At 75.4% G+C, this 20,072-nt stretch carries 13 protein-coding genes; 9 read left to right on the top strand and 4 right to left on the bottom strand.

Annotated features, from left to right (window positions below; all coding sequences use genetic code 11):
• Window positions 1-131: 131 nt before the first annotated feature.
• Both ACI79S_RS04465 and ACI79S_RS04460 read right to left on the bottom strand, forming a co-directional pair.
• Window positions 132-4,877 carry a PKD domain-containing protein gene (locus ACI79S_RS04465; RefSeq protein WP_456592235.1) on the bottom strand — a complete coding sequence of 1,582 codons (4,746 nt, stop codon included), beginning with the start codon at window positions 4,875-4,877 and terminating at the stop codon, window positions 132-134.
• Between the two features lie 330 nt (window positions 4,878-5,207).
• Window positions 5,208-6,203 (bottom strand): hypothetical protein, encoded by a 996-nt coding sequence (locus ACI79S_RS04460; RefSeq protein ID WP_456592234.1) that lies wholly within the window; start codon window positions 6,201-6,203, stop codon window positions 5,208-5,210.
• 241 nt (window positions 6,204-6,444) lie between these two features.
• Here ACI79S_RS04460 and ACI79S_RS04455 point away from each other — a divergent pair, with 241 nt between their 5' ends.
• The 7 genes from ACI79S_RS04455 to ACI79S_RS04425 all read left to right on the top strand — a co-directional run bounded on the left by ACI79S_RS04455 (window position 6,445) and on the right by ACI79S_RS04425 (window position 15,422).
• Complete coding sequence (locus ACI79S_RS04455; RefSeq protein ID WP_456592233.1) at window positions 6,445-7,485, top strand: sulfite exporter TauE/SafE family protein; 1,041 nt, start codon at window positions 6,445-6,447, stop codon at window positions 7,483-7,485.
• Between the two features lie 191 nt (window positions 7,486-7,676).
• Window positions 7,677-9,317 carry a Wzz/FepE/Etk N-terminal domain-containing protein gene (locus tag ACI79S_RS04450; RefSeq protein WP_456592232.1) on the top strand — a complete coding sequence of 547 codons (1,641 nt, stop codon included), beginning with the start codon at window positions 7,677-7,679 and terminating at the stop codon, window positions 9,315-9,317.
• 47 nt (window positions 9,318-9,364) lie between these two features.
• A complete protein-coding gene (locus ACI79S_RS04445) occupies window positions 9,365-10,738 on the top strand; it encodes an O-antigen ligase family protein (protein WP_456592231.1) in 1,374 nt (457 codons plus the stop codon).
• On the top strand, window positions 10,735-11,964 hold the full coding sequence (locus tag ACI79S_RS04440) for a hypothetical protein (protein WP_456592230.1): 1,230 nt from the start codon (window positions 10,735-10,737) through the stop codon (window positions 11,962-11,964). The genes ACI79S_RS04445 and ACI79S_RS04440 overlap by 4 nt, the downstream gene beginning before the upstream one ends.
• Window positions 11,961-12,848 (top strand): sulfotransferase domain-containing protein, encoded by an 888-nt coding sequence (locus tag ACI79S_RS04435; RefSeq protein ID WP_456592229.1) that lies wholly within the window; start codon window positions 11,961-11,963, stop codon window positions 12,846-12,848. The genes ACI79S_RS04440 and ACI79S_RS04435 overlap by 4 nt, the downstream gene beginning before the upstream one ends.
• Complete coding sequence (locus ACI79S_RS04430) at window positions 12,832-14,442, top strand: oligosaccharide flippase family protein (protein WP_456592228.1); 1,611 nt, start codon at window positions 12,832-12,834, stop codon at window positions 14,440-14,442. Before ACI79S_RS04435 ends, ACI79S_RS04430 begins: the two co-directional genes overlap by 17 nt.
• A 5-nt stretch (window positions 14,443-14,447) precedes the next feature.
• Window positions 14,448-15,422 (top strand): sulfotransferase, encoded by a 975-nt coding sequence (locus ACI79S_RS04425; protein WP_456592227.1) that lies wholly within the window; start codon window positions 14,448-14,450, stop codon window positions 15,420-15,422.
• A 64-nt stretch (window positions 15,423-15,486) separates the two neighbouring features.
• On the opposite strand, the gene ACI79S_RS04420 is transcribed toward ACI79S_RS04425, so the two are convergent.
• Window positions 15,487-16,275 (bottom strand): WecB/TagA/CpsF family glycosyltransferase, encoded by a 789-nt coding sequence (locus ACI79S_RS04420; protein ID WP_456592226.1) that lies wholly within the window; start codon window positions 16,273-16,275, stop codon window positions 15,487-15,489.
• A gap of 110 nt (window positions 16,276-16,385) precedes the next feature.
• Here ACI79S_RS04420 and ACI79S_RS04415 point away from each other — a divergent pair, with 110 nt between their 5' ends.
• Together ACI79S_RS04415 and ACI79S_RS04410 are read left to right on the top strand one after the other, a co-directional pair.
• Entirely contained in the window at window positions 16,386-17,369 is a 984-nt protein-coding gene (locus ACI79S_RS04415; RefSeq protein WP_456592225.1) for a sulfotransferase, read from the top strand.
• Window positions 17,366-18,313, top strand: a complete 948-nt coding sequence (locus ACI79S_RS04410; protein WP_456592224.1) for a glycosyltransferase family 2 protein — start codon at window positions 17,366-17,368, stop codon at window positions 18,311-18,313. The genes ACI79S_RS04415 and ACI79S_RS04410 overlap by 4 nt, the downstream gene beginning before the upstream one ends.
• Window positions 18,314-18,374: 61 nt before the next feature.
• Here the strand turns inward: ACI79S_RS04410 and ACI79S_RS04405 are convergent, their stop codons facing one another.
• Window positions 18,375-19,880, bottom strand: coding sequence for a sugar transferase (locus tag ACI79S_RS04405; protein WP_456592223.1), 1,506 nt, complete (start codon window positions 19,878-19,880; stop codon window positions 18,375-18,377).
• Window positions 19,881-20,072: the final 192 nt, after the last annotated feature.

The raw sequence follows: 20,072 nt of genomic DNA, 5'->3' as shown, positions 1-20,072 counted from the left end.
GGGCCGCCGAGTGCGGCGACGCCCCGCACCAGGCTAGACGGCAGCTCGGCGTGCCGCCGCCGGCGTCGGGGCCGCACGGCGACGGGCCCCCGACCGGTCCGGTCGGGGGCCCGCTGCGGTGCGCCGGCGCGTCAGGCGTGCGCGAGCACGAGGGTGATCATGGTGGCGCGGTTGCTGGACGTCGGCACGGTGGCCGTCAGCCCGCCGACCGGGCCGGCCGCGACCGGACCACCGCTGTCGGCCAGCAGCGTGGCGATGTCGCCGCTGCCCACCCCCGCGATGTTGCTGCGCTCGGTCACCCCGGCCGTGGGCGGCGTCCACTGCCGCTCGTCGCCCTGCTTGTCCGACCACACCGACAGCACCCAGTTGCCCTCGGCCGCGGTCGCGGTCGGGGTGGTGTGAGCGGTGCCCGCACCCGCGGTCGCCGCGGTGAACGACCCCACCGGTCCGGCCGTCGAGGTGCCGGAGTAGGCCATGAGCTGCAGCGTCACCTTCGCCTGCCCGCTGAGCGCCACGGCGACCGTCGTCCCGGCGTCTCCGGCCGCCGCGACCCGGGAGAACACCTGGGTCGTCGGGTTCAGGTCGGCGGCCGTCACCCGGCCGACCTCGACCCAGCCGGCGGGGGCCGCGCCGGTCACCGTCGAGTTCGTCGAGAGCACCAGCAGCAGCCCGTCCCCGGCCTGCACCGACGCCGGCACCTCCAGCGCCGCGCTCGTGACCACCCGGTCGGAGGTCCCCGCCGAGCCCCGCAGCCCGATGCCGGCGGTCACGGGCGGCGGCGGCGCGGCCACCGTCACCGTCGAGGTCGCCACCGCCGTCGCGCCGCCGTCGTCGGTGACGGTCAGCGTGACCTCGTACTCACCCGCCGCGGCGTAGGTGTGCTCCGCCGTCGCCGTCGTGGCGACCTGCCCGTCACCGAAGTCCCACGCGAACCCGGTCACCGTGCCGTCGGCATCCGTGGAGCCCGTGGCGTCGAACGAGCAGGTCAGCGAGGCGCACGTCGACCCGATCGCCGCCGTCGGCGCCGCGTTCGCCGGCGGGGCGACGACGCCGCCCTCCGGGACGAGGACCAGGGTGATCATCGTGGCCCGGTTGCTGGGCGTCGGCACCGTGGCGGTCAGCCCGCCGACCGGGCCGGCCGCGACCGGGCCGCCGCTGTCGGCGACCAGGGTGGCGATGTCGCCGCTGCCCACCCCCGCGATGTTGCTGCGCTCGGTCACCCCGGCCGTGGGCGGCGTCCACTGCCGCTCGTCGCCCTGCTTGTCCGACCACACCGACAGCACCCAGTTGCCCTCGGCCGCGGTCGCGGTCGGGGTGGTGTGGGCGGTGCCCGCGCCGTCGGTCGCCGCGGTGAACGAGGCCACCGGGGTCGCGGCCGTGCCCGAGTAGGCCATCAGCTGCAGCGTCACCTTCGCCTGCCCGCTCAGCGGCACCGCCACCGTCGTCCCGGCGTCTCCGGCCGCCGCGACCCGGGAGAACACCTGGGTCGTCGGGTTCAGGTCGGCTGCCGTCACCCGCCCGACCTCGGCCCAGCCCGCGGGAGCGGCCCCGGTCACCGTCGAGTTCGTCGACAGCACCAGCAGCAGCCCGTCCCCGGCCTGCACCGACGCCGGCACCTCCAGCGCGGCGCTCGTGACCACCCGGTCGGCGGACCCCGACGAACCGCGCAGGCCGATCCCGGACGCCGACGGCGGCGCCGCGACCGTCACCGTGGACGTCGCCACGGAGGTCGCACCGTCGTCGTCGGTGACGGTCAGCGTGACCTCGTGGTCACCGGCCGCGGCGAAGGTGTGCTCCGCCGTCGCCGTCGTGGCGACCTGCCCGTCACCGAAGTCCCACGCGAACCCGGTCACCGTGCCGTCGGCATCCGTGGAGCCCGTGGCGTCGAACGAGCAGGTCAGCGAGGCGCACGTCGACTCGATCGCCGCGGTCGGGGCCACGTTGGCCGGCGGGAGGGTGCCGTCCCCCGGGGCCAGGACGACGGTCAGCATCGTGGCGCGGCCGCTCGCGACCGGGACGGTCGCGGTGAGGCCACCCACCTGGCCGGCCGGGACGGGCGCTCCCCCGTCGGCCACCAGGGAGGCGATGTCACCGTTGCCGACGCCGGCCAGGTTGCTCCGGACCGCGGTCGCGGACGGCGCGGCGAAGGTGCGGGCCGAGGACGAGCGGTCCGACCACACCGAGACCACCCAGCTGCCGGCGTCCACCATGGCGGTCGGCGTGGTGTGCGCCGTGCCACCCACCTCCGCGGCAGCGGTGACCGAGGCGATCGGGTCCCGCCAGTCGGTGCCCGAGTAGGCCGCCAGCTGCAGGGTGACCTTGGCCTGCTTGCTCAGGTCCACCGTCACCGTGGCACCGGCGTCGGCCTCCGTCGCCACCCGCGAGAACACCTGGGTGGTCATCGCGGTGCCCGAGGTCTGGGTGCCCACCAGCGCGTAGCCGGCCGGCGCCTGGCCGGTGGCGTCGGAGTTGGTGGTCAGCGCCAGGACCAGCGCGTCACCGGCCCGCACCGACGCCGGCACGGTCAGCGACGCGGACGTCACGACCCGCGCCGAGACGCCGGCGGAGTCCCGCAGCGCGATCCCCTCGCCCGAGGCGACCGGCGCGACGGTGACCGTCTGCGTCGTGCTCGCCGAGGCGCCGTCGTCGTCGGTCACCGTGAGCGTGACCGGGTAGGAGCCGGCCGCGGCGTAGGTCTTGCTCGCCATCGACCCGGTGGCGGTGGTGTCGTCGCCGAACGTCCACGAGTACGACGCCACCGAGCCGTCGCCGTCGGTCGACCCGGCGCCGTCGAGCGAGCAGACGAGGCCGAGGCAGTCGGTCGTGAACGACGCGGTCGGCGCCACGTTGGGCTGCGGTGCGAGGAACATGGCCCGCGTCCGCCAGTCGGCCCCGCCCCGGGTGGACGGGCCGGCCGCGGCGACGACCGAGGCGCCGCTGGGCACCCCGCCGACCAGGGCGACCCGGCGCAGCTCGCCGTTCGACGAGTTGGCCCAGTGCAGCTGGCCACCGGAGACGAACATGCCGGCGACGCTGCCGAAGCCGGAGCTCGCGGCGGTGTGCTCGGTGCCGCCGACGACCCCGCTGTCGAGCGAGAAGGAGCGGTAGTACAGCCCCTGCGCACCGCTGCGGGTGTAGTAGATGCGCCCGTCGGCGTAGGTCATGCCCGTCACCGAGGAGAGCTGGCCGTAGAAGTCCGGGAGGGCGCCGCGGTAGTGGATCGGCTGGCCGTCGCGGGTGGACCCGGTGGCGACGTCGCTCCACTTCGGGTCGTTGTAGGGGTCCACGAGCGTCGCCGGGCCGAAGGACACCCCGTCGAAGGTCCGCCGGTAGAGGGCGTAGCTCGTCCCGGAGGGGTAGCCGTAGTAGAGGGTGTCGCCGTCCATGAAGGCGCCCCGCGCCCGGCCCCAGTTGGTGCCGGCGGTGTCGACGGAGACGTCCGCCGACGCCGTCGTGCCGTCGAAGAAGCGAGCACGCACGACGTTGTTGTTCACGAACCAGCCCGTGGCGGTCCCGCCGGCGCGCACCACGGTGGCGGGCAGCTGCCGCACCGCCGCCGGCGTCACCGAGCTGCCACCCGCGAGCTCGAAGTACGCCAGCCGGGGCCGGAAGTGCTCCCGGTTGCCGATGTACTCGGTGTCGCTGCCGACGTAGAGCCCGGTCGAGGTCGCGAGGATCGCCTTGGCCCCGACCCCGCGGGGGTGCCGGGCGGCGTTCCAGGACAGCGGCAGGCCGTTCGCGGGGTCCAGGGCGGCGAGGCCCGGCCGCGGCACGGCGCCGGCGCCGGCGGAGTCCCTGCCGGTGGGGTTGTTCATCCACCGCTGGTGCCCACCGACGTAGACGGCGCTGCCGGTCACCTCGACGGAGTAGAGCGTGTCGCCACCGGTCTCGTTGACCCAGCGCGGCTCGACCGACTGGCCGGACGCGGCGGAGTCGAACCGCGCGGCGGCGTCGCAGAGCGTCCCGGGGTGCGCGCCGCCCGTGGACACGATCACGAAGTAGCTGCCGTCCGGCGCGAAGTCGATGTCCCGCACGTAGGAGTCGAAGCTCCACGACGAGCAGGCGGGCTCGAAGCGGGTGGTGCGCCAGTTCGGGTCGACGACCGCGCCGCCGGCCTGCAGCTGCACCGACACGACCTGGTCACGGGGGAGCCCGTCGGCGGTCCGGAAGTTGCCGATCGCCACGAGGCGGGACCCGTCCGGCGAGATCGCGATCTTCTCGACGCCGACCGAGGCGCGCGCGGTACCGCGCGGCCAGTTGTGGTTCTCGAGGACGTCGATGCCCATGTACTCGTCGAGGGCACCGGTCGTCACGTCGACGGTGGCGAGGCCGCCGTGCGGGACGCCCGCGACGGTGGTGAACTGCCCGGCGACGAACAGCCGGCTGCCGGAGACCTCGAGGTCGTCCACCGAGCCGTTGATGTTGCCCGCGCGGAAGGAGCCGGTGCGCAGCCCGGAAGCCAGGGAGAGCTGCACCAGGTTCCGGGAGTCCGCGCCGTTGAGGGTGGTGAAGCTGCCGCCCGCGTAGACGGTGCCGTCGGGGCCGGCGGTCACGGCGTTGACCGCCCTGTTCAGCACGGGCCGGAAGGAGGGGTCCACCGCGCCGGTCGCGGGGTCGAAGGCGAAGAGGTAGGGCTGGTCGAACGTCACCCCGCCGTTGCCGTTGGCGTCGCGCACCTGGGTGAAGGTGCCGGCCACCACGATGCGGTCGCCCACCTCGGCGAGGTCGAGGACCCGGCCGTTCAGGATCTGCGGGGTGCGGGCGTAGGGAGCCTGCTGCACCACGCCGTCGTGCGCCACGCCCGCGACCGCCGTCCCCGTGGCGCCGACCAGCGTCGCCAGGATGGCGGTCACCACCAGGCCGCAGAGCAGCCTCAACCTCGACACCATGTCCCCCGAACCCCGTTTCCCCTCACACGGCGAGCCCGGCGACACGACGTCGGCGAGCTGCGTTCGGGCGGGAGCATCACAGAGCGTGGTCGAGCGGGTCGAGGCAAACGGTCACCATTCGCCCGTCCGGGTGCACCCCGGACGGGGTGGACGGCGCCGGTGGACGCTCGGTGATCAGCCTCGAACAGGCCCTCCACCAGCGGTGATCACGCTGGGCGACGAGTGGCGGGGCCTACTGGGGACGAGTCGCCCGGCCGGCCCGGAACACCTACCCGCTGCGCCTGTCTAACTACTAAAAGTAGCTGGACATGTCCCTCGTCACGGACTGCAACCGGTGTCCGCGACGGCGCGCCACGCCGCCCGGGACGCGTCGTCGTGCAACCGCCAGTCGCCGCGCCGCCCCGTGCCCTGCCAGTACAGCCACATGCGGATGCGCGGGTGCTCGGCGATCCAGGCGGCGTCCGTGCGGATCGCCTCGACGCGCCGCTGCAGGAGGACGGGATCGGCCTGCTCCCCCTCGCGCAGCACGTACTGGCCGTACTCGGTGATGAAGAGCGGCACCCCGGTCGGCTCCATGAACTCGTACCAGTGCCGGAAGGAGGGGCTGGCGGTCATCGGCTCCGGGTCGGCCCCGTACCAGTCGAGCCCCACGAAGTCGGCGTGCTCCTCGCCCGGCCACCAGAGCGCCGGGTCGCCGATGTAGTGGGACGGCTCGGCCGGGTCCCACCAGTAGGCCATGTAGACCGGACCCCAGTGGATGCCCGGGTTCGCCGCCTCGACCACGGCGTGGACGTGCCGCTGGAAGGCCACGAACTCGGGCCCGGTCATGTCGTTCTCCGGCTCGTGGAACGACGTGGCGAAGACACCGGCGGGCACGCTCCGCGCCCAGGCCGCGATCTGCTCGTCGTACCGGCCCTGCGCCGCCCCGCGGTGGTCGCCGTCCGGCGGCTTCCAGGAGACGAAGGTGTGGACGCCGGCCTCGGGATCGCCCGCGGCCGCCGACCGGTCGAAGCTGCGCGGCAGGCGCGGGTCGAAGCTCCGCCGGATCGTCAGCGGCCCCATCTGCTCGTCTGCCTCGAGGAAGGTCTCGAGGGCCGAGAGCCCGGACCCCGGGTCGGCGGTCACCGCCGCGCCCACCGCCAGGCAGCGCGTGGCGTAGGCCGTGTCGGCCCGCAGCGACGGGGGGTCCCGGTCGGAGGCCGCCACGAGCGCGGCCGCCAGCACGACGGCGCCGAGCGCGAGCGCCCACCCGGGCCGGCGGAACCCGCGGCCGGCCGGTGGCCGGGTCGCTCCGGGACCAGTGCTTCCGGTCATCGAGGAGGGCTCCCGGCCGACGGAGGAGGTGGTCGTGCCCCGGACCGCGGCGAGCCGTGCCGGTCGTGGGCTGGGCACCACTGCACCACGCGCCGCTGCGCGCCCGGACCCCGACGGGCCCGAACCACCCTCGGGGGTGACGGCTGGACGCGGCACGGGGACGCCGGCGGGCGCCCCGGCCTACCGTGACCCGGCCACCTGTCGCCACGGGTGGGTACCGCGGTGGACAGGGGGACGGAGCGTGGACGTGGACGTCACGCTCGTCGTGGCCGGGCTGCTGATCGGCGTCGTCGTCGGCATGACGGGCATGGGCGGCGGTGCGCTCATGACACCGGTGCTCGTGCTCTTCTTCGGTGTCCCGCCGCTGGCCGCCGTCTCCAGCGACCTGGTGGTCTCCGCGGTGATGAAACCCGTCGGTGGCGTCGTCCACCTGCGCCGGGGCACGGTCGACATGCGCCTGGTCGGGTGGCTGACCCTCGGCTCGGTGCCCGCCGCGTTCTGCGGGGTGCTGCTCACCCGGGCGCTGGGATCGGGCGCCGGGGTGCAGGAGTGGACGAAGCTCGCGCTCGGCATCGCGCTGCTCCTGGCGGCCGCGGGGCTGATCGGCAAGGCCTACCTGGCCATGGTCGACCGCGGCCGGCGGGCGGCCGAACGGGCCCGGATCCGGCGTGGGGGCCGGCCCGCTCCGGTGCGCGAGGAACCGGCGGACACCCCGCTGCGCACCCGGCCGCTCGCGACCGTGCTCGTGGGCGTCGTCGGCGGCGTGATCGTGGGCATGACCTCGGTCGGTTCCGGCTCGTTGATCATCATCGCCCTGCTCGCGCTCTACCCGCGGCTCAGCGCGGCCTCGCTGGTCGGGACCGACCTGGTCCAGGCCGTGCCGCTGGTCGCCTCCGCGGCGCTGGGCCACCTGCTCTTCGGCGACTTCCGGCTCGACCTGACCACCTCCCTGCTGCTCGGCTGCCTGCCCGGCGTCTACCTCGGCGCGCGGCTGTCCTCACGGGCGCCCGGCGGCCTGGTCCGCCGGGCGCTGGCCCTGGTGCTGCTCGCCTCCGGGCTCAAGCTGCTCGGCCTGGGCAACCTCGCCATGGTCGTCGTGCTGGGGATCGTCCTCGTCGTCGGCCCGCTGCTGTGGTGGGCGGCGCGCTCCCGGCACGGGCTGCCGGCCCGTCCCCACTACCTCCGCGACGCCTGGGCCATCCGCCGGCGCCCGGACCGGGCCGGCCCACCGGCTCCCCGGTGGGCAGCGGACGACCACGTACCCGCCACGACCGACCGCTGAGCCGGGCGCGCCCGGCGGTCCCCGCGGGGCCTCCCCAATAGGGGTGGCGGTCCGCCCGCGAGCCCCCCGCAGGGCGTCGGCGGGTGATCCACTGACGGCACAGGCAGATCCACGCGTGCGCCCGGGCCGACCAGGGCGTGGGCCGCCGGACGTGGCGGCCCGGGAGCTGCGGACTTGGGGGGACGACCACGGTGCCGACCGACGACGGGCTGACCGCTGCCCGGCTGGGCGACTACTTCGTGCTGATCCGCCGCCAGTGGGCCGCGGTCCTGGTGGGGCTGGCCCTGGGGGTCGCCGTCGCGCTGGCCTACCTGGCGGTCGCACCGCGCGAGTACACCTCGGTGACCGCCGTCCTGGTGACGGCGACCAACGCAGACTCCGTCGCGGGCACCGGCCGCGACGAGATCAACCTCGACACCGAGGCGCAGCTGCTGACCTCCACCGAGACGGTCTCCGCCGCCGCCGAGGCGCTCGACGTCCCCGCCGACGAGCTCGACGACCTCGCCGACCGGGTCAGCGTGACCGTGCCGCCGAACACCGAGATCCTCCGCATCGCCTTCGTGGGGTCGAGCGCGCAGTCGGCGCAGGCCGGGGCGCGCGCCTTCGCCGACGCCTACCTCGACGGCCGCCGGGCGACCGCCGAGGACGCCCTGGAGCTCCGGGACGACGCCCTGCAGGCGCGGATCGACGCGGTCGGCGAGCAGCTCCGCCAGGCCACCGAAGCGGTCGCCACCCTGCCCAACGGCACCCCGGAGCGCAGCCGTGCCGCGGACCAGGCCGCCGCGCTGAACCAGCAGCTGGCCAGCCTGGGCGCGCAGCAGAACCAGGTCCGGTCCGAGACCGTGTCCCCCGGTCGCGTCGTCACCAGGGCCACCCTCCCCGCGTCGCCGAGCAGCCCCGACCGGTACATCACCCTGGTCGCCGGCGTCGTCCTCGGCGGCCTGCTCGGCCTCGGCGCGGCGGTCCTCCGGCACCGCAGGGACGACGTCCTGCGCGACGCCCAGGACGTGCAGCGCCGCACCGGCGTCCGGGTCGTCGCGGCGCCGGAGAACCCGCTGACCGACGGGCAGGTGCGCCTCGCCGCGCCGCTCAGCACCGACGGACGCTCCCACGCCCGGTTGCGCAACCACGTGACGACCGCGCTCGCCGAGGCCTCCCGCCGGGTGGTGCTGGTGGCCGGCACCCAGCGCGGGGGCGGAACGGTCGCGGCCAACCTCGCCGCCTCCCTCGCCCGGTCCGGCGAGGAGGTCGTGCTCGTCTGCGCCGACGTGTTCGGGGCGACGGCCACCTCGCTGCTGACCGACCCGCCGCGGCACGGTCTCGCGGAGGTGCTCGCCGGGAACCGCCCCGCGCCGGAGGTGGCCGAGCGGCTCCCCGCCCTGCCGGCGCTCCGGATCGTCGGCCCCGGCCCCGACGCCGACCGGGCCGACGCGCTGCTCCAGACGCGCAACCCGCGCAAGGTCGTCGACGCGCTGCTCGAGGACGGCGCCGACGTCGTCGTGATCGAGGCGCCGGCCACCACGGAGGACACCAGCGTCCAGACGCTGGCCAACGTGGCGGAGATCGCCGTCCTCGTCCTGGAGGCCGGCCGGACGACCGCCCGGGACGTCGCCGCCGCCCTCGGCCAGCTCGAGTCGATGGGCACGCCGGTCGTCGGCGCGGTGCTCGTGCACCACGACGACGTCCCTGCCCCGGGCGAGGACGAGCCGGCGCCGCGGGACACCCACGCCCCGGCGCCCCGCGGTCCGCGACCGGCGGACGGCCCGGGCCGGGACCGTCCGCGCGTGGCTGCGGCCACGGTGCCCGACCCCGCCGGCCGAGCCCGGTCGTGACCGCACCGGTGCCGGTCCGCTCACGGGGACCGGCGGCCGGTGCACCGGTGGTACGCGCGACGGACGGCGTGTGGCGGCCGGGCTGGCCGCTGACCGCGCTGTTCGTCCTCTACCCGGTGTGGTGGGCGCTCGGCATGGGCACGCTGATCGTGTTCGTGCTGGTGCTGCCGATGGCCTGGGAGCTGCGGCGCCGCCGCCCGGTGCGCGTGCCACCGGGCTTCGGGCTGTGGGTGGTGTTCCTGCTGTGGGTCGTCGCCAGCACGGTCATGCTCGGCGTCGACCCCGCCGGCACCCTCCCGGGCGAGGCCGCCGACCGGCTCGTCTCCGTCGGCTTCAACCTCGCCGGGTACGTCGCAGTCGCCGTCGCCATGCTGTACCTGGGCAACCTCACCGAGGAGGAGTACCCGCGGGCGCGCGCCGTGCGGCACCTCGCCGGCCTCTTCGTCGTCGTGGTCGCCGGGGGGCTGCTGGGCACGTTCGCCGACCAGTTCTCGTTCACGTCGCCGGTCGAGATGCTGCTGCCCGACTCGGTCGCGCAGAACGCGTTCGTGCAGAACCTCGTGCACCCCACGGCGGCCCAGCTGCAGCAGGTGCTCGGCTACACCGCCGGGCGCCCGGCCGCCCCGTTCGGCTACACCAACACCTGGGGCTACGCGCTCAGCCTGCTGCTGGGCTGGTTCGCGATCGGCTGGTTGCGCCGGCCCGGAGGTCGCCGGCTCGCCGGCGTGCTGGTGCTCGCCCTGGCCGCGATCCCGGTGGTGCACTCGCTGAACCGCGGCGTGTGGATCGGCCTGGGGCTCACCGTCCTCTTCGCCGCCCTCTGGCTGGCCCGCAACGGCAACCTCGTCGCCCTGCTCGGCCTGGCGGCGTCGGTCGTGCTGGTCGTCGTGCTGGTGCTCACCACCCCGCTGACCTCGACGATCCAGCAGCGCCTGGACAACCCCAAGAGCGACGGGATCCGCGGGTTCACCGTCTCCCGCACCCTCGAGGTGGTGCAGGAGTCGCCGGTGCTCGGCTTCGGCTCCACCCGGCGGGCGCTGGGCAGCAGCAACTCGATCGCCGTCGGCCGCAACGAGGACTGCGCCAACTGCGGCAACCCGCTGCTGGGCAGCAACGGGCAGCTGTGGCTGCTCCTCATCGCCCAGGGCCTCGTCGGCGCGGCGCTCTACCTCGGCTTCTTCGTCCGCGTGCTGTGGGCCTACCGGCGCGACCGCTCGGCGCTGGCCGCCGCCGCGTTCCTCTCGATCGGGCTGCCGTTCGTGTACATGTTCCTCTACAACGCGCTGGTGGTCCCCCTGCTCATCTCCTTCCTGTCGGTCGCCCTGCTGTGGCGCAACGACCAGGCCCGCCGCGCCGCGGCCGACGGGACACCCGGTACGGGGAGCCCCGCGCTCGCCCTGACCCCGGGGAGCGCCCGGTGAGCGACGACCGGCTGGCCCACCTCACCGAGGTGGCCCCCGCCCTCTGGCCGGCCCCGCACGCGGTCACCGTCGGCGCGCCCGCGGCCGAGGGGGCGGAGACGGTCGGCGAGTACCTCCTGCTCCCCAGCGCACGCCACCCGCGCCTGCTGGCCCCGACCGGCCGCCGGGCCGCCTCCGCCGTCGTCCGGCACCACGGCGAGGGCCGGCACGCCGCCGCCCGGTTGCAGGCCGCCGCGCTCGCCCTCGGCCTGCGCGCGGGGCTGGGGCCGGTGGTCTGGCGCCGGCGCCTGCAGGTGCGCGTGCCGCGCGGGGCCGCCGGGGGTGGTCTGCTCGCCCACCTGGGCTCCGTGCTGGAGCGTGAGGTGGTCATGGGCATGCACCTGGGGCCGCCGCGGGCGAACCGCAAGCCGGTGCTGCAGCTGCTCGACCCGGCCGGGCGCACCCTCGCCTACGCCAAGCTCGGCGTCGACGCCCTGACCGACGCGCTCGTCGGCCAGGAGGCCGCGGCGCTGACCGCGCTGGCCGGCGCCGGGACCGGATCGGTGCGGGTGCCCGGGCTGCTGCACGACGGCACGTGGCTGGGCCACCGGCTGCTCGTGCAGTCCGCGCTGCCGGTCTGGCAGCCGCGCCGCCCGCTGGACGCCGCGGCGCTGGCCGCCGCCGCCGGCGAGATCGCCGCGATCGGCCGGGTGGACGACGTCGTCCTCTCCTCGTCGGGCTTCTGGCAGGAGCTGCGGGACCGGCTCGACCGGCTGCCGGACGGGGCCGCCGCCGCGCGGCTCCGGGCGTCGGTCGACCGGATCGGCCGGGTGGCCGGCCGCGCGCCGCTCTCCTTCGGCGCCTCCCACGGCGACTGGACGCCCTGGAACATGGCCGCGGTCGCCGGTGGGCTGCTGGTGTGGGACTGGGAACGGTTCCGCACGGCGGTGCCGGTCGGCTTCGACCTGCTCCACCACCGCCTGCAGAGCGATCTCGTCGCCCGGTTCGAGGACCCGCCCGCCGCGGCCGCCGGTGCGGTGCTCGGAGCCGGCCGGCTCCTCGCACCGCTGGCCGTCGCGCCGCGCACCGGGCTGCTCACCGCACTGCTGTACTCGGCCGACCTGGCCACCCGTTACCTGACCGACCGCCAGCTCGAGGCGGGAGCCCGCCTCGGGGACGTCGGGGCGTGGCTGCTGCCCGCCCTCGACCAGGGCATCGCGGAACTCGAGGGAGAGACCTGGACATGATGCAGCGACTGCGGCGCTCGGCCACCGCCAAGCGCCTGGCGCAGACCGCCACCACCTCGTTCGGGCGGGTGACCAGCGGGGCCCGCATGACCCCCGGCTTCCTGGTCATCGGCGGGCAGCGGTGCGGGACGACGTCGATGTACCGCACGCTCAGCCAGCACCCCTCGGTGCTCAAGGCCGTGCTGCACAAGGGCGTGCACTACTTCGACACCAACTACGGCAGGGGCATGGGCTGGTACCGCAGCCACTTCCCGCTGGAGGCCACCGCGACCCGGGTCGAGCGGCGCACCGGCACCCGGCCGCTGACCTTCGAGTCGAGCCCCTACTACATGTTCCACCCGCTGGCCGCGGAGCGGATCGACCGCGACCTCCCCGGGGTCAAGGTGATCGTGCTGCTGCGCGACCCGGTGGAGCGGGCGTACTCCGCGCACGCCCACGAGCTCGCCCGCGGCTTCGAGACCGAGGACTTCGAGACGGCGCTGGCGCTGGAGGACGAGCGGCTGGCCGGCGAGGCCGAGCGGCTCGCCGCCGACCCGTCGTACTACAGCCACAGCCACCAGCACCACGGCTACCTGCAGCGCGGCCGCTACGTCGAGCACCTCGAGCGGCTGGAGTCGGTCTTCGGCCGCGACCGCATGCACGTCGTCGACAGCCACGCCTTCTTCACCGACCCGGAGCCGGTCCACGACGCGGTCCTGCGCTTCCTCGGCCTGCCGCACACCGGCTACCCGGTGTTCGAGCGGCACAACGCCCGCCCCCGCTCGCCGATGCCCGAGGAGCTGCGGGCCCGGCTGGAGGAGCACTTCGCCCCGTACGACGAGCGGCTGGCGGCCTGGCTCGGGCACCCCGTGAGCTGGCGGGCGCAGGGTGTCCCGCTCGCCTGACACCGCCGTTCCCGTGCACGGCGCTCCCCCGGCCGCGACCGGCTCGGCCCGGGACCGGGCCGGCCTGCGCGGGCTGGCCCGCGGGGGTGCGCTGAGCCTGGCGGGCGCGGGCGTCTCCGCCGTCGCCGGGGTGCTGGTGGTCCTGGTGATCACCCGCACGCTGCCGCAGGAGACCGCCGGCATCTTCTTCACCCTGACGTCGGTCTTCCTGATCGCCGAGATGGTCGCCCGCCTGGGCACCGGCACGGGGCTGGTCTACGCCATCTCCCGTGCCCACGGCCTCGGGACGGCGGCCCGCGTCCCCGGCTTCCTGTGGGTGGCCCTCACCCCGGTCGTCGCGCTCTCGCTGGTGCTGGCCGGCGCCCTGCTGCTCGCCGCCGAGCCGCTCGCCCGGCTGTTCACCGACGACGCCGTCGGCAGCACCGCCACCGCGCTGCGGGTGCTGGCGGTCCTGCTGCCGCTGACCACCGTCTCGGACACGCTCGTCGCCGCCACCCGCGGGCACGGGCCGATCCTGCCCACGGTGGTCGTCGACAAGGTCGGGCGCCCGGTGGTGCAGCTCGCCGCCGTGGCCGCGGTGGCGGCCGGCGGCTCGGTCGTCGCCGTCACCACCGCGTGGGCCGCGCCGTGGGTCCTGTCCGCCCTCGCCGCCGGCTGGTGGCTGGCCCGGCTGCAGCGACCGCACGCCGCTCCGCGGACCGGCCCCCGGGTGGGCCCGGGGACGTGGCGGGAGTTCTGGGTCTTCACCGGCCCGCGCGCGGTCACCAGCGTCGTCCAGCTCGCCCTGCAGCGGCTGGACATCGTGCTGCTCACGCTGCTCGCCGGCCCGGTCCCCGCCGCGGTCTACACCGCGGCCACCCGCTTCCTGGTCGTCGGGCAGTTCGTCAACCAGGCGCTGGCCGGCGTCGTCGAGCCGCGGCTGAGCCGGCTGCTCGCCGTCGGCGACCGGGCCGCCGGGAACACCGTGTACCGCACCGCCACCGGGTGGCTGGTCCTGCTGTGCTGGCCGTTCTACCTGCTCGTCATGACCTACGCCGACGGCCTGCTCGACTGGTTCGGCGCCGGCTACGACGCCGGGGTCACGGTGGTGCTCGTCCTGGCCACCACCATGCTCGTCGCCACGTCGATCGGCATGGTGGACGTCGTGCTGCTCATGGGCGGCCGGTCCCGGTGGAACCTGGGCAACGCGCTGCTCGCCCTCACCGTCAACGTCGTCGTCGACCTGCTGCTCATCCCGTCGATGGGCCTGCTCGGCGCCGCGATCGGCTGGGCCGCGGCCATCTGCGTCAACAACTTCCTGCCGCTGGCGCAGGTGTGGCGGTCGCTGCGCATGCACCCGTTCGGCGCCGGCACGGGGACGGCCGTGGCGCTGTCGCTGAGCTGCTTCGCCGTCCTCCCGCTGCTCGTCCGGCTGGTCGCCGGCGACGGCCTCCTGCCCGCCGTGGCCGCGACCGGTCTCGGCGTCGCCCTCTACGCCGCCGGTTGCTGGCGGCTGCGCCGCGTGCTGGCGCTGGACACCCTCCGCGCCCTGCGGCGGGCGACACCCCCACGAACCACCGATGCCGCGCTCGACGGCGTCCCTCCGGTGAGGTGAACCGCATGACCACCCCGATCGACTCGCCCCTGCTCGTCACCGGCCTGCCCCGCAGCGGGACGAGCTGGGTCGGCAAGATGCTGGAGGCCTCCGGCGAGGTCGTGTACGTCAACGAGCCGATGAACCCGCAGCACCCGCCGGGTCACTCGCCCGGGGTCCTCGACGCCCGGGTCACCCGGCAGTTCCAGTACATCAGCGCCGAGGACGACGCCGAGTGGCGTCGCGCCTTCGCGCGCACCCTGGGCCTGCGCTACCAGTTCCGCGCGGAGGTCCGGCAGAACCGGGCGGCCTACGACCTGGCCCGCATGGCCAAGTACGGCACGACCTTCACGCTGGGCCGGCTGCGCGCCCGGCGGGCGATGCTCGACGACCCGTTCGCCGTCTTCTCCACCGGCTGGCTGGCCCAGGAGATGGGCTGCCGGTCGGTGGTGCTGGTGCGCGACCCGGTCTCCTTCGTCGGGAGCTGGAAGAGCCTGGGCTGGACGATGCACTTCCACGAGCTGCTCGAGCAGCCGGCGCTGGTGCGCGACCACCTGGGCCCCTACGTCGAGCGGATGCAGCGCGCCGTCGGCTCCGACGACTGGCTGGCCCGCGTCTGCCTGCTCTGGGAGGCGACCTACGACGTCGTCGACCGGGCCTTCCGGCCGCTCCCGGGCGTGCACGTGGTGTCCTACGAATCCCTGGTGCAGCGGCCCCTGGACGGGTTCGCCGACCTCTACGGCCGGTTCGGCCTGACCTGGTCGCCCGCGGCGGAGGCCCGCGTCCGGGAGGCCACCACCGAGCGACCCGGCGCCGAGCAGGGCTCGCACCGGTGGTCCCTCAAGGGCGGCCTGTCCCGCACCGCCTACCGGCCGATGGGCTCGGCGACCGCGCTGTCCACCTTCCGGTCCCGGCTGACGCCCGACGAGGTGGAGCGCGTCCGCGAGCTGACCGCGGACGTCGCGGAGCGGGTCCTCCCGCGCACGGCTCCGGGGGCCTGACCCCGGGAACGGCACGACGCCGGTACCCGCGCCCGAGGGCGCCGGTACCGGCGTGGTGCGGAGCTCAGTGCTGGCGAGCGCCGCGCATCCGGGTGCCGAGCGCCCAGCTCAGCAGCACCAGCGCGTACGGGGCGTCCTCCAGCACGTACCGGCGGAACAGCCGCCGCGGCTCGTGCGCGAGGCGGTAGAGCCACTCCAGGCCCACCGATCCCATCCACCGCGGTGCCCGGCTGAGCTCGCCGGCCGCGAAGGGCAGCGCCGCCCCGCACCCCAGCCACCAGGCCGAGGGCAGCAGCGAGGTGAAGGCCTCGATGAGGTGCTCCTGCTTCGGGAAGCCGAGCCCCACGAAGACGATGTCCGGCTGGGCCGACAGCAGCATCTCGCGGCACTTCCCGAGCTCCTCGGGATCGTGCTCGAAGCCGAGCGGCGGAGAGCAGGCGCCGACGACCTTCAGGCCGGGGTAGGCGGCCTGGAGCGCCTCGGCCGCCCGGTCCGGGACGCCGGGCGCGCCACCGAGCAGGAAGATGCTGCGCCCGTCCTCCGCCGCCGCCGCGCTGAGCGACCACAGCAGGTCCGCGCCGGTGACGCGGGTGGGCAGGGGGCGGCCGGCCAGCCGGGCCGCCCAGACCACCGGGGCGCCGTCGGCGACGCTGATGTCGGCCGAGCTGATCAGCCTGGCCAGCAGCGGGTCGCGCGAGGCCCGCCGGAGGTGGTCGACGTTGGGCGTGGCGATCCAGCCGCCCTGCCCGAAGACGAGCGCCGCGCGCACGCGCTCGACGACCTGGTCCTCGGTGAGGACGTCGATCGGCAGACCGCCGACCTGGATGCGTCGCTCACTCTCCGTCGTTGTCACGCCCGGATCATCGACGCGCCGCTCGCCCGTGATCAGTGCTTTCGGCCGGACCTCCCTCCAAGGAGGTAACGGCCGGTCACAACGATCATGGCCGGTGGCATCCTCGACGGGTGAGTTCCCCGAGCATCGACGGCGCCCCCGCGCCCGCGGCCCACGCCGGGGGGCGTGCCCGGGTGCTCTACCTCGGGGGCCTCGGACGCAGCGGCACCACGGTGCTCGAGCGGGTGCTGGGCGAGCTCCCGGGCGTCTGCTCCGTCGGCGAGGTGGTCCACCTCTGGCAGCGCGGCGTCCTGGACGACGAGACGTGCGGCTGCGGTGAGCCGTTCAGCCGGTGCTCCTTCTGGACCGAGGTCGGCGCGGTCGCGTTCGGCGGCTGGGACCGTGCGCTGGCCGCGCGCATGGTGGCCCTGCGCGCCCAGGTGGACCGCTCGCGCCACATCCCCCGGCTGCTGCGCTCCCGCGGGCGCCGCCGCGATCCGCGGCTGGCCGAGTACGTGGGTGCCTACCGGACGCTCTACCGGGCGATCAGCCAGGTCTCGGGCGGGGCCGTCGTCATCGACTCCAGCAAGCACTCCTCGCTCGCCTTCTGCCTGCGCACGGCGCCGGACCTCGATCTCCGCGTCGTCCACGTCGTCCGCGATCCGCGGGGCGTCGCCTACTCCTGGACCAAGGAGGTCCGGCGGCCCGAAGCCGGGGGCGAGGCGCTCATGACCCGCTACTCCCCGACCCGGTCCTCGGCCCTGTGGGTGGGGCACAACGTCTTCTTCGGGCTCCTCCGCCGGCTCGGCACCCCGACGCGCCGCCTGCGCTACGAGGACTTCGTGGCGCGGCCGGGGGTCGTGGTGGAGGACCTCGCCGTCTTCGCCGGGCTCCCCGCCGGCTCGGGCACCCGCGTCGTCGACGGGCACTCGGTCGTCCTCTCCCCCGCGCACACCGTGGCGGGGAACCCGATGCGCTTCCGCACCGGGCCGCTGACGCTGCGCCGGGACGACGCCTGGCGCACGGAGCTGCCGACCGGGGACAAGCGACTGGTCGGTGCGCTGACCCTGCCGCTGCTGGCGGTCTACGGCTACCTCCGCCGGGCCGCCCGGTGACCCCGCAGGCCGCCTCCGGAGCGCCCACCGTCGGGGTCGTCGTCCCGACGCACGACCGCCCGCAGCTGCTCAGGGAGACCCTGGCGGCCGTGCTCGGCCAGGACCTCGACCCCGTGGAGGCGGCCGGCCTCGACGTCGTCGTCGTCTACGACCGCGCCGAACCCGACCGGTCGCTGGAGGCCCTGAGCCGGCCCGGTCGCCGCGTCCGGGTGGTCGGCAACGAGCGCAGCCCCGGGCTCGCCGGGGCGCGGAACACCGGGATCCTCGCCCTGGACACCGACTGGGTGGCCTTCTGCGACGACGACGACACCTGGCTGCCCGGGAAGCTCCGCGCCCAGCTGGCGCGGGCGCGGCAGCACCCCGGGGCAGCGCTGGTCACCACGGCGGTGTGCGTCCGGTTCGAGGACCAGGAGGTCCCGCGCCTGGCCGGCGTCGACGAGGTGACGTTCGAGCAGCTGACCCGCAGCCGCATGGCGATGCTGCACAGCTCGACGCTCCTGCTCCGCCGGTCGGCGCTCCTGGGCCCCCTGGGCCTGGTGGACGAGGGCATCCCCGGCAGCCAGAACGAGGACTGGGACATGCTGCTGCGCGCGGCCGCCCTGGCCCCGATCCCGCACGTGGACGAGCCGCTGGTCCGGGTGCTGTGGGGCGGCAGCTCGCACTTCGCCCGCCAGTGGCGGACCCGGGTCGAGTCGCTGACCTGGATGCTGCAGCGGCACCCGGCGATCGCGGCCGACCGCGCCGGGGCCGCCCGGGTCTACGGGCAGCTCGCATTCGGCCACGCCGCTCTCGGCCGGCGCCGCGCAGCCGCCGGGTGGGCCGTGCGCGCGCTGCGCCGCCGCGTCGCGGAGCCCCGCGCCTTCCTCGCGCTCGCCGTGGCCGCCCGGCTGGTGCCGGCCGACACCGTGATGGCGACCCTGCACCGGCACGGCCGCGGCGTCTGACCCGGCTCCCCGATGACGAGGGCCCCGACCGCGCGCGGTCGGGGCCCTCGTCGTCGACGGCTCAGTAGGCGCCGGAGCGGCTGAGCACCGCGCGCACGGTCTTGACCAGGATGAGCGCGTCGGTCGCCAGCGACCAGTTCTCCACGTAGCGCAGGTCCAGCCGGACGGACTCCTCCCACGACAGGTCGCTGCGCCCGGAGATCTGCCACAGCCCCGTCAGGCCCGGCTTCACCAGCAACCGGCGGCTGACCGAGGTGTCGTAGCGGGCGACCTCGTCGGGCAGCGGAGGACGCGGGCCGACCAGCGACATGGAGCCGCCGAGCACGTTGAGCAGCTGCGGCAGCTCGTCGAGCGACAACCGGCGGAGCAGCCGCCCCACCGGCGTGACGCGGGGGTCGGCGCGCAGCTTGAACAGCAGGCCGTCGGAGATGTTGCCGGCCCGGAGCACGTCCAGCTGGCGGTCGGCGTCGACGACCATGCTGCGGAACTTCAGCATGGTGAACGTGCGCCCGCCCAGGCCCACCCGCTGCTGGCGGTAGAGCACCGGGCCGCGGCTGGTCAGGCCGACCGCGCCGGCGATCAGCGCCAGGACCGGTGACAGCAGGAGCAGCGCGAGCGCGGCCGCGACGCGGTCGGCCCCGCCCTTGACCACCCGGCGCCAGCCCTCGAAGCAGGGCTGCTCGATCGACAGCAGGGGCAGCCCCTCGAAGGGGCGGATGTGCAGCCGGGGACCGGCCACCTCGATCAGCCCGGGGGCGACCAGGAGCTCGAGCCCGGTCCCTTCCAGCTGCCACGAGAGCCTGCGCAGGTACTGGGCGGCGGTCTCGCTCGCGGAGGTGACCGCGATCGTGTCCGCGCCGTACGACGCGGCGAGCGACAGCACGTCGTCCAGGCCGCCCACGGGCACCCCGGACTGCTCGGCGACGCGGATGCGGTCGGCCGGCGTGACCGCCGCGGCCACCACGTCGAGCCCCGCGTACCGCTCCCGCTGCAGCTGGGTGACCAGGTCCAGCACGGCGCCCCCGCGGCCCACGACGACCACCTTCTTGGTGCACCGCCCCTGGGCACGAAGCCGGCGCAGCCGGGTCCGCGCCGCGTACCTGCCGAGGAGGGTGGCGACCGTGAGCGCCGGGATCGCGACGACCACCAGCAGCCGGCTGAGCTCCAGCGCGAAGAGGTAGGACGTAAAGCTGGCGAGGGCCAGGAGCAGGAACCCGGCGCGGCCGACCCGCCGGTACTCGTCGCTGCCGGTGCCGTAGACCCGCTCGGCGTAGGCGCCGGTGGTGGCGAGCAGCGCCGGCCAGGCCACGAGCAGCGCCAGGGTCGCCCACAGCAGCGGGGTGACCGCGGTGATCTGCCCACCCCGGCCGAGGAGCACCAGCGCGCCGGCCAGGCCCGCCAGCAGCGTCTCCCCGGCGACCAGGGCGACGGTGTAGGACCGCACCCAGGCCGGTGACGGACGACGGTCCAGCCCGCGCGGCCGCGGACCCGGCTCGGCGGCCGACCCGCCGGGAGCTCCCGGCAGGATGACCGCTCCGGTACTCGCCTGCTGGCGGTCCAGAAGCATGCGTCCCCCCGAACGAGATCACGCGCCGTGGCCGCTCCGGCACCACCAGGTCGGCGGCGAGCCGGTGAACAGCGGCTTCACGGCGCGTGGACGTGCTGACTGCCGTCGACACTCACAGAGAGTCATGGTCGACGTCAATCCACCGCATGCCGTTTCACCCCAACGGGGGCGTCGGGCGGCGGTCCCGGGCGG

The organism is Blastococcus sp. SYSU DS1024 (genome assembly GCF_054050795.1).
This window is presented reverse-complemented; position numbering and strand designations above follow the sequence as displayed.